The sequence below is a fragment of the Nocardioides litoris genome, from assembly GCF_006346315.1.
In the GTDB taxonomy this organism is placed as follows: Bacteria; Actinomycetota; Actinomycetes; order Propionibacteriales; family Nocardioidaceae; genus Nocardioides; species Nocardioides litoris.
This window is the reverse complement of the sequence record NZ_VDMR01000013.1, coordinates 1-10,650: the sequence shown is the minus strand read 5'-3', so window position 1 is coordinate 10,650 and position 10,650 is coordinate 1. Positions and strand designations below refer to the sequence as shown.

At 70.9% G+C, this 10,650-nt stretch carries 3 protein-coding genes; all 3 read right to left on the bottom strand.

Annotation, left to right across the window (positions count from 1 at the left end; all coding sequences use genetic code 11):
- Positions 1 to 400 precede the first annotated feature (400 nt).
- Positions 401 to 7,843: a ThuA domain-containing protein gene (locus FJQ57_RS22020; protein ID WP_139984529.1), complete on the bottom strand. Its 7,443-nt coding sequence runs from the start codon at positions 7,841 to 7,843 to the stop codon at positions 401 to 403.
- Positions 7,844 to 8,041: 198 nt separating this feature from the next.
- A complete protein-coding gene (xylA, locus tag FJQ57_RS22015; RefSeq protein ID WP_139984527.1) occupies positions 8,042 to 9,208 on the bottom strand; it encodes a xylose isomerase in 1,167 nt (388 codons plus the stop codon).
- Positions 9,205 to 10,401: a Gfo/Idh/MocA family protein gene (locus tag FJQ57_RS22010; RefSeq protein WP_139984525.1), complete on the bottom strand. Its 1,197-nt coding sequence runs from the start codon at positions 10,399 to 10,401 to the stop codon at positions 9,205 to 9,207. The genes xylA and FJQ57_RS22010 overlap by 4 nt, the downstream gene beginning before the upstream one ends.
- Positions 10,402 to 10,650: the final 249 nt, after the last annotated feature.

Genomic DNA, 10,650 nt, shown 5'->3' with positions numbered 1-10,650 from the left:
GATCCAGGTGATCCCCCCAGCACGCGATCTCCAGCCCGTCATACCCCCACCCCGACGCCAGACGACACACCTCCTCAAAAGGCAGATCGGCCCACTGGCCCGTGAACAACGTGATCGGACGCGGCATGCGGTTTCTCCTGTGCTGGGGACCCGGAAGATTTCCGGGTCCATCTGGCGGTGGTGGGTGGACGATGGTGCGAACCGGTGCCGGGACGGAGCGCGCTGCCCCGGCACCGGTCGCGGGGAGGGGCGCACGGGATGCGCCCCTCCCCCGCCCGGACGGGGGCCCGGCCACCGCCCGGACCGCAGGGCCGATCCTGCGGTCGGACGGCTCTCGCTCGCCTCACGGCGTCGAGGTGGCCGGGCCCTCATCGGCGGACGTTCTCCCCTCTCCCGCGGCCTAGAGCTGCGCTCGCAGCGCGCGGGTGAGGGACTTCAGGGCAGCCTTGGCCTGCTTGTTGCCGACCCGGTTGGCGAGGGTGTCCAGCTGCGCCAGGGCCTGGCGGGCCTGGCGCACCTCCCCACGTCGGTCGGCCTTCTGCGCGGCGTTGAGCTGCTGCAGCATGCGGCTGGCCGGACCGGCCCCGACCTTGTTCTCGCGGTCGAGGCGCTTGACCAGCTGCTTGCCACCGACGTACGACGCCACGACCCGGAAGGTCACGGTGGTGACCCGCTCGTTGCCGGCGACGTCGGTGGTCGTGACGACCATCCGGTGGGTGCCCACCTTCAGCGCGACGGCGTCGAGGCGGACCGGCACGCCGACCACCTTGCCGTCGAGCCGGACGACGCGCCGGGCGATGCCCGAGGTGGCGTCCGTGGTGGTCACCGAGGCCCGGCGCTGCTGGGCCGGCCTCATCGTCGCGCCGTCCTTGATGCCGTCGAGGACGACCCGGGGGGCGGTGGCGTCGATGCGCACGACCTGGGTGGCGATCTTGGTCGCCCCCGAGCCGTCGGTGACGCGGACCTGCACCCGGTAGGTGCCGTCGCGGGTCAGGCGGACCGGACCCGTCCAGGGCTGCCAGGCGCCGTCACCGGTGCGGTGCTCCAGGGTGCGCTCACCCTCGCCACCGGTGGCGGTCGCGTCCACGGTCACCGGGCCGGTGTACCAGCCACCGCGACCGCTGGGTGCGGCCGGCGTGGTGGTGAGGGCGACCTCGAGGGCCTGCGGCTCCTCGGTCTCCGGCACGACGACCTCGAAGGAGCCCGAGGTCTCGTTGCCGGCGGCGTCGGTGGCGGTGTAGGCCACGGTGTGCGTGCCGGCGTCGGTGATCTCGAACGGGCCCTCGTAGGCGGTCTCGGCACCCTCGTCCACCGTGTAGGTGAGCGAGGTGACCTCGACGTCGTCGGTGGCGTCGAGCACCACGGTGCCCGGGCCGGTCAGGTCGAGGTCGACGCAGCCGATGATGGCGCCCTCGCGGTGGATGGCGAGGATGCCGCCCTCGATCCGCGGGGCCCAGGCCACGGTGGCCTCGGCGTACGACGTGCCGTCGGCGTTCGCCTTGATGCGCGGGTCGCCCGACTCGGGGGTCCACCCCGGGTTGGTCGGCCAGAGCTCGTTCGGCGGGGTGCCGGCGCCGTCCTCGTCGTCACGGTAGTGACCCTCGAACCCGCCACAGGTCGTCCCGACGTGCAGGTGCGACTCGTAGCTGGTGTCGGGGAGCAGACCGGTCAGCTCCAGGGTCGCGGTGGTGGTGTAGCCCTCACCGTCGGCCTCGGAGACGAGGGTGGCCGAGCCGCCCACGCCGCTGCTGGTCTGGTCGAGCACCGTGCCCTCGTAGGAGCCGAGCACCGTGACGCCGACCTCGGGGTCGGTGGTGTCACCGGGCTCCTCGGTCTGCTCCACGACGACGGTCGCGGTGGCGGTGGCCGAGGTGTTGCCGGCCTTGTCCACGGCGCGGTAGCGCACCGTGTAGGTGCCCGCGTCGGAGAACACCAGCGGCTGGCTGTAGGTGCTCCAGCTGGTGGCGTCGCCGACCTGGTACTCGACCTTGTCGATGCCCGACGTGGCATCGGTGCCCGCGAGGGTCAGGGTCTTCGCGCCGTCGCCCGCCTGGGTGGCGGCGACGGTCGGGAGGACCGTGTCGACCTTCACGACCTGCGACTTCGCGGTCTCGACGTTGCCGGCCTTGTCGGTGGAGCGGAACTCCACCGTGCGCTCGCCCTCACCGGTGACCGCGACGGCGGTCCCGGTGTACGGCGTCCACGACCCGCCCGCGATGCGGTACTCGGTCGAGGCGATGCCGGAGCCGGTGCCGTCGGCAGCGGCCAGCGTGAACGACGGACGCGTGGTGTACCAGCCGGTGGCCGAGGCCGCCGCGATGGTGATCGTCGTCGTCGGCGCGGTGGTGTCGGCCGGCTCCTCGGTGCCCGGCTCGCACGAGGCGTCGCCGCCCAGCGTGAACCAGTCGAACGAGGCGGTGATGCCGGCGCCCGCCGTGGTGTTGGCAGCGGCGAGCAGACCGATCTTCGGGTCCGCGATGTCGCTGACGTCGTACCCGGCGCTCATCTGCGTCCAGGTCTCGCCGTCGGTGCTGTAGGACCCGATGACCTCGTCGCCGTCCTCGCTGGCCAGTCGCAGCCAGACCGTCGTCGGGAAGTCGGCACCCAGTCCGTTCGTGTTGGTCTCGACGGCGGCGCCGGCGGTCTCACGAGCGGTCTGGATGATGTTCGACCCGGCGTCGGGCTGCTCGCTGCGGCCCTGGAAGACGTGCTTGAGGTAGTTGTCGTCGTCGCCGTACAGCAGCAGGCCCGCCGACTGGTAGGACCGGTTGATCGGGGCGGTGACCTTGGTGGTGGCCACGAACGGACCGTCGGGCAGGTCGGTGAGGACCAGGTCCCTGGCGGTGTTCGTGGTCTGGTACAGGTCGGTCGCCTCGAGCGGGATCTTCACCGAGCCACCGGAGACCGTGAGGTTCCCGCTGGGTCGGGTCGTGCTCCACCCGGTGCCGAGGGCGTTGCCCGCGAACTGGTCGGTCAGGCAGGTCTCCGGCTCGTCGCAGGAGGCCGACTCCAGCTCGAACGAGTCGAACTGGGCCGAGATGCCGGCAGCGGTCGCGTTGTTGGCGAACGCCGTCAGGCCCAGGCGCGGCTTGGTGATGCCGGTGAGGTCGTAGCCGGCCGACATCTTCGTCCAGGTGGCGCCGTCGTTGCTGTACTCGGCGGTGACGGCGGTGCCGTCGGTGCTGGTGAGTCGCAGCCACACGGTGTTGCCGAAGGTGGCGCCCAGGCCGGAGGTGTTGGTCTCGGCGGCCACGGCGTTCACCTCCTTGGCCAGCTGGATGATGTTGCCGGCGGCGTCGACGCCGGTGGTCCGGCCCTGGAGGACGAACTTCAGGTAGTTGTCGTCGTTGCCGTACAGGACCAGACCGGCCTGCTGGTACTGGCGCACGATCGGCGCCGTCACCTTGGTCGTCACCGTGAACGCGCCTGCGGGCAGGTCGCGCAGCACCAGGTCACCAGCGGTGTTGGTGGTCTGGTACAGGTCGGTGCCGGCCATCGGGATGGTGAGGTTGCCGCCGCCGACGGTGACGTTCCCCGTGGGCTTGACGACCTCCCAGCCGCTGGGCAGGGCGGAGCCGTCGAAGTTCTCCAGGCACCCGTTGCCGCCGCCGCACGGGGTCGCCGTGTCGTCGGGGGTGATGGTGAAGTAGTCGAACTTCGCGGTGATGCCGGCGGTCTGGCCGCTGCCCGCGAGGGCGACCATGCCGACCTTGGCGTTGGCCGGGACCGGACGGGCCGCCGCCGTGGCGGTGACGGGCTGGTACGTCGCCCCGTCAGCGCTGTAGGACGCGGTGACCGTGGTGCCGTCCGTGCTGGCCAGCTTCAGCCAGACCGTGTCGGGGAACGTGGCACCGAGGTTGGCGGAGTTGGTCTCCGTCGCGGTGGCGTTGGTCTCCGAGGCGAACTGGATGACGTTGTTGGCCTTGTTGGGCGTCGACGACCGGCCCGAGTACACGAGCTTGGTGTAGTTGTTGTCGTCGCCGTAGAGGATCAGGCCGGCCTGCTGGTAGCTGCGGACAGCGGGCAGGGTGACCTTGGTGACGACCTCGAAGCGCCCGGCCGGCAGGTCCTGGAGGACGATGTTCGGCGCGGTGTTGGTCGTCTGGTGGATGTCGGTCGCGGTGAGCGGGATGTTGAGCGACCCGTCGGCGACGGTCAGCGTCTGGTCGGCGCGGACGTTGCGGTTCCACCGGTTGGCGTCGAGCTCGGTGCCCAGGAAGTCGTCGGAACGACCGCTGAAGCAGGTGCTCGTCGCCGTGGTGACCCGGACCTCGAGCGTCTTGGTGGTCGCGGCGCCGCGGGCGTCGGTGACCTTCAGGGAGACGCCGTAGGTGCCGGCCTTGGTGTAGGTGTGGCTCGGGTTGGCCTCGGTCGAGGTCGCGCCGTCGCCGAAGTCCCACGCGTAGGTCACGGGCACGTCGTTCTCGGCGTCGGTCACCGTGCTGGTGAACGAGACCGGGAGCGGGGCCTGGCCGCTGGTGGTGCTGGCGGTGATGGTCGCCGCCGGCGGCGTGTTGTCGGTGATGCCCCGACCGTTGAACTTGACCCAGTTGACGTTGGCGCCACCGGTGGTGGCCACGAAGTACAGCGGCTGGCTGGTCTTCGCGTCACCGGTGAAGGCGGCGGTGACGTCCTGGTAGGTCTGCGCCCCACCGGTGTTGGGGACCGTCACGGTGCCGATGGTGGTGCCGGCGGGCGAGCCCTGGCGCACGGCGAAGGTCGCACCGGCGGTGGTGGAGGCGACGCGCATGGTCACGCCGGTGATGCCGGTCGTGTTCATGACGTCCCAGCCGAACCAGTCGCCGGTCTCGATGCCGGTGACGTTCTGGCCGCCGCCGGCGTCGGTCGTGGTCTGCGCGGTGACGCCGGCGGTGCCGGTGCCCCCCGTGCCGACGCGGCCGGTCTCGTCGAAGAACTCGGCCTCCTTCTGCTTGGTGTGCAGCACGACGCCGTCGACACCGGTCAGGGCCTTGGCGGTGCCGGCGCCCTTGTCGGTGTAGGCGGCGGTGATGACGCCGAAGATGTTGGCGCCGACGTGGCCGGTGTCACCGGGCACGGGGACGACGCCGCTGCAGCCGCGGTACTGCTCGTAGCCGTGGGAGTGCTCGTCGTGGCCGAGCGCGGGCTGGACGACGACGTTGTTGCAGTCGATGGTCCCGTCCTCGGGGTCGGTGACCTTGACCTCGTACTTGACGTAGTCGCCGAACTCGAAGAACCCGCCGTTGAGCGGCAGGGTCAGCTCGACCGTCGGGGCGGTGTTGCCGACGACGACCTCGATGTTGGTCGTGCCGGTGCGGCCACCCGCGTCGGTGACGGTCAGTCGGGCGGTGTAGTTGCCCGCGGTGGCGTAGGTGTGGCTCGCCTTGGCGGTGGTGGCGCCGGCCGTGCCGTCGCCGAAGTCCCAGGCGTAGGTCACGCCCGTGGCGTCACCGGTGTCGGGGTCGAAGGAGGCGCTGCCGTCGAAGGCGACCGTGAGCGGGGCCTTGCCGGAGGTCTTGTCAGCGGTGGCACGGGCGACGGGGGCGCGGTTGCCCTCGACGTAGTCGATCCGGTACACGCCGGAGTCGGTGTTGTTGCCGTTGAAGCCGCTGCCCCACTCGATCATGTACAGCGCGCCGTCGGGCCCGAACTGCAGGGCGTGCGGGCGGACCATCTTCAGGTTCGGGAGGAACCGGTTGATGTCGGTGTAGCTGGTCCCGGCCTGGTTCATCTGGACCGTGAAGAGGCGGTTGTTGTTCCAGTCGGCCCAGATCGCCTTGCGGTCGAAGTAGGCCGGCCACTTGCGGTCGGACTCCAGGTCGGGGTCGAAGGAGTAGGTGCCCGAGGTCATCGGGGCGCCCGAGGCGCCGATCTCCGGCGTACCGGTGATCGAGCCGTTGTTGGACTGCCAGATCACGGCCGCCTTGGCGGGCGGCAGGTTGGTCAGACCGGTGTTGTTGGGCGAGTCGTTGACGATCGCGCCGCAGTTGAACGCCGGACCCGGGGTGCTGCTGGCGAAGTTGTAGTCGTTGTACGGCGTGTTGTTGCCCACGCAGTACGGCCAGCCGTAGTTGCCCGGCTCGTCGAGGATGTTCCACTCGACCCGGCCGTTGGGCCCGCGGGTCGCGCTGACCGCGCCGGCGTCAGGGCCGTAGTCGGCGACGAGGATGTTGTTGTTCTGCTCGTCCAGGCCGATGCGGAACGGGTTGCGGAAGCCCATCGCGTAGATCTCGGGACGGGTCTTGCCGGCGGCGTCCTGGGCCTCGTCGAAGAGGTTGCCCGCGGGGATGGTGTAGCCACCCTCGGCCTTGGGCTTGATCTTGAGGACCTTGCCGCTGAGCGAGTTGGTGTTGCCCGAGGTGCGCTGGGCGTCCCAGGCGCTGCGGCCGGACCGCTCGTCGATCGGCGTGTAGCCGTCGGAGGCGAACGGGTTGCTGTTGTCACCGGTGGCCAGGTACAGGTTGCCGTCGTTGTCGAACTCCATCGACCCACCGGCGTGGCAGCACTCGTTGCGCTGCACGTCGACGTCGAGGATCGTCACCGCGGTGTTGAGCGGCATCGTGTCGCCGCTCATCGTGAAGCGCGAGATCCGGTCGATCGACGCGGTGCCCTGCGGGGCGTAGTAGAGGTAGACCCAGTTGTTGGTCGCGAAGTTCGGGTCGAGGGCGATGCCCAGCAGGCCGAACTCCTGACCGGTGTAGACGGGCACGGTCGCCGCGGTGACCACGGAGCCGTCCTCCTTGATGATCTTCACCGCGCCGTTGCGGTCGATGTAGAACACCCGACCGTCCTCGGCGATGGCGAGCTCCATCGGGTTGGAGGTGTTCTCGTCGAGCGCGACCTTCTCGAAGCTGGGCTCGAGGGTGGCGGCGCAGTCGGACGGGACGACGCCCGCCGCGGTGCGGATGCCGCCGAGGATGTGCCCGAGGAACTTCGAGTCCTGGAAGGACGCGTCGGTGTGGCCCATGCCGGTGTACCAGCTGCGGCCGCCGTCGTAGTCCTGGCACCAGGCGATCGGGTGCTCGGCGCCCATGGCGCCACCACCCGGGGCGTAGGTGGTCTCGTCCATCGAGGCGAGCACGTGCACCTTGCCGCGCGGGTTGGTGCGGAAGTTGTACCACTCGTCGGTGCGCTCCCAGCGCGGCTCGATGCCGGCGGTCGACGGGTGCGCGGGGTCCTCGACCTTGACGGTCGCGGTCGGGGTGCCGTTCGGGTGGTTGTTGAAGTAGGAGCCGACCAGGTTGCCGTACCAGGGCCAGGAGTACTCGGTGTCGGAGGCGGCGTGGATGCCGGCGTACCCGCCGCCGGCCTTGATGTAGCGCTCGAAGGCCCCCTGCTGGGTCTCGTTGAGCACGTCACCGGTGGTCGAGAGGAAGATGACGACCTCGTACTGCTCGAGGTTGGCGTCGGTGAAGGCGCCGGCGTCCTCGGTCGTCGTGACGTTGAAGCCGTTGTCGACGCCGAGCTTCTGGATCGCCGTGATGGCCGTGGGGATGTTGGCGTGCCGGAACGCCTGGGTCTTGGAGAAGACCAGGGCGTCGAAGGACTCGACGTCGGCAGCGGCCGCGGCGGCCTCCTCCTTCTCGGCGGTCCACGGGACGGACTCGCTCAGCGGCATCGAGCTGCTGAGGGGGGACTCGAGGTCGGGGTCGGCGGGCTTGGAGGCGTAGGTGTCCTCGTCACCCTTCTTCTCGATGGTGCCGGACATGCCCACGGCGGGCAGGTCCGGGACCGCGGCGCCGGCCGGCGAACCGACCAGGCCGAGGCCGACCGAGGCGCCCAGGGGGGCGACCACGATCGTGGCCACGCCGGCGGCGAGCGCTGTGCGCGAGCCCCTGCGTAGCCGCGTGATGACGTTGTTCATCACGATCTCCTTCGTTGGTGACGGGTGTGCGCTCCGTCGGTCCCGGGGCGGGTCCCCGGATGTTCGGCCCCTGTCGTGCTGGTGGTGCTGGTCGTGCTGGGTGGTGCTGGTCGTGCTGGGTGGTGCTGGTGGTGCGTCTGGGAGGGTCGGCGGACGGTCACGCGGCGGGACCCCGGTCCGGGGCCCCGCCGCGAGAGGTCAGCGGACGCCGAGCAGGTGCTCCATGGCGAGCTGGTCGAGCGCCTCCATGGCGACGCTGCGCTCGGCGAGCGCGGTGACGTCGTACGACGCCTCGCGCAGGTCGGCCAGCGACTCGCCCTCGGCGAGGGTCGGCTGGTCGAGCTCGGTCACGCCGGCGGCCTCGAGGGCCTGCTGGACCTCGGGGTCGGCCCGGAAGGCCTGCACCTTGTCGCGCAGGATGAGGTAGTTGCGCATGCAGGCGGCCGCGGAGGCCCAGACGCCGTCGACGGCCTCGGCCCGCGGGGGCTTGTAGTCGAAGTGGACGTAGCCGTCGTAGGCGTGGTCGGCGTGGCCGGCCCCGAGCATGGTGTCGACGGTCCAGAACGCGCCACGCAGGTTGCCGGCGCCGAAGCGCAGGTCCTGGTCGAACCGCGGGCCGTGCTGGCCGTTGAGGTCGATGTGGAAGAGCTTGCCGTGCCACAGGGCCTGGGCGACGCCCTGGGCGAAGTTGAGCCCGGCCATCTCCTCGTGCCCGACCTCGGGGTTGAGGCCGACCATCTCGGGGTGCTGGAGCTCGTTGATGAAGGCGATCGCGTGGCCGATGGTCGGCAGCAGGATGTCGCCGCGGGGCTCGTTGGGCTTGGGCTCGATGGCGAAGCGCATCGTGTAGCCCTGCTCGCGCACGTAGTCGCAGACCAGGTCGAGGCTGTCGCGCAGCCGGTCGAGCGCGGCGTGGATGTTCTTGCTGGCGCCGTGCTCGGCGCCCTCGCGGCCTCCCCACATCACGAAGGTCTCGGCGCCGAGCTCGGCGGCGAGGTCGATGTTGCGCAGCACCTTGGCGGTGGCGTAGCGGCGGACCTCGCGGTTGTTGGCGGTGAGGCCGCCCTCCTTGAAGACCGGGTGGGAGAAGAGGTTGGTGGTGACCATCTCGGTGCGCAGGCCGGTGTCGGCCAGCGCCTTGGTGTAGCGGTCGAGGGTCTGCTGCCGGGTGGCGTCGTCGGGCAGCAGGTCGTCGTCGTGGAAGGTGATCGCGGCGGCGCCGAGCTCGGCGAGCTTGTGCACGGACTCGACCGGGTCGAGGGGGGCGCGGCTGGCGGGGCCGAAGACGTCGACGCCCTCCCAGCCCACGGTCCACAGGCCGAAGGAGAACTTGTCCTCCGGGGTCGGGGTGTACGTGCTGCTCATGCGGTGGTCTCCTGCCAGGTGCGGGTGTGTGAGCTCGTCTCGACGGCGTCCAGGACGCGCTGGACCTGCAGTCCGTCGGAGAACGAGGGGGTGGGCGGGTCGCCCGCGGCGACAGCCCGGACCAGGTCGACGACCTGGTGGGTGAAGCCGTGCTCGTAGCCGAGGCCGTGGCCGGCCGGCCACCACGCCTCGACGTAGGGGTGGGTCGGCTCGGTGACGAGGATGCGGCGGAAGCCGGCGGTCGCCTCGGGCTCGGTGGCGTCGTGGAAGTGCAGGACGTTCATGTCCTCGAAGTCGAAGGCCAGGCTGCCCCGCGAGCCGTTGACCTCGATGCGGATGGCGTTCTTGCGGCCGGTGGCGAAGCGGGTGGCCTCGAAGACCCCGAGGGCACCGCTCGCGAAGGTGGCGATGAACACCGCGGCGTCGTCGACGGTGACCGGTCCGGTCTCGGTCGTCGTGCCGCCGCCGCCGAGGCTGCCGGCGGTCGAGCTCGCGGCGATCGGCCGCTCGCTGACGAAGGTCTGCAGGTGCCCGGAGACCGACGCGATGGCGTCGCCCGTGACGAACTGGACCATGTCGATGATGTGGGCGCCGATGTCGCCCAGCGCGCCGCTGCCCGCCTTCTCCTTCTGCAGGCGCCAGGAGAGCGGGACGGTGGGGTCGACGATCCAGTCCTGCAGGTACTGCGCGCGGACCTGGTGGACGGTCCCGATGCGGCCCTCGGCGACGAGCTGGCGGGCCAGGGCGATCGCGGGGACGCGGCGGTAGGTGAAGCCGACCATGGTGAGGACGCCGCGGGTCGCGGCCTCCTCGGCCGCGGCGGCGAGCGTCTCGGCGTCGGCGACGGTGTTGGCCAGCGGCTTCTCGCACAGGACGTGCTTGCCGGCGGCCAGGGCGGCCAGGGCGATCTCGGTGTGGGTGTCGCCGGGGGTGCAGATGTCGACCAGGTCGACGTCGTCGCGCTCGACGAGGCGGCGCCAGTCGGTCTCGGTGGACTCCCAGCCCAGCCGCTCGGCGGCCTCGTCGACCCGCTGCTGGTCCCGGCCACCGAGGACGCGCATGACCGGGCGCAGCGGGAGGTCGAAGAACCGGTGGGCGCTGCGCCAGGCCTGGGAGTGGGCGGCGCCCATGAAGGCGTGGCCGACCATGCCGATGCGCAGCTCGGCGTGCGGCGGGCGGGGCTCGGTGCTCATCGGGGCTCCTCGTCTCGGCGTCGGGTCAGGTCGTGGTCGGGCGGGGTTGGATGTCCCTCCCGGGTCGTGCGTGGGCACGACCCGGGAGGGACCGCACGGGGGTGGATCAGGAGGAGAAGGCCGACGGGAGGTACTGGTCGACGTTCTCGGAGGTCACGACCGGGGCGAACAGCTGCACCGTGCGGGGGACCTCGACCTCGACCAGGTCGTCGATGGCCTTGTCCTGGGCCAGCAGCCGGGCCAGCTTGA

What these genes read in the sequence shown, in the direction of transcription:
- xylA (WP_139984527.1), bottom strand. Translation starts at nt 9,208, where the DNA reads ATGAGCAGCACGTACACCCCGACCCCGGAGGACAAGTTCTCCTTCGGC.
- FJQ57_RS22020 (WP_139984529.1), bottom strand. Translation starts at nt 7,843, where the DNA reads ATGAACAACGTCATCACGCGGCTACGCAGGGGCTCGCGCACAGCGCTC.
- FJQ57_RS22010 (WP_139984525.1), bottom strand. Translation starts at nt 10,401, where the DNA reads ATGAGCACCGAGCCCCGCCCGCCGCACGCCGAGCTGCGCATCGGCATG.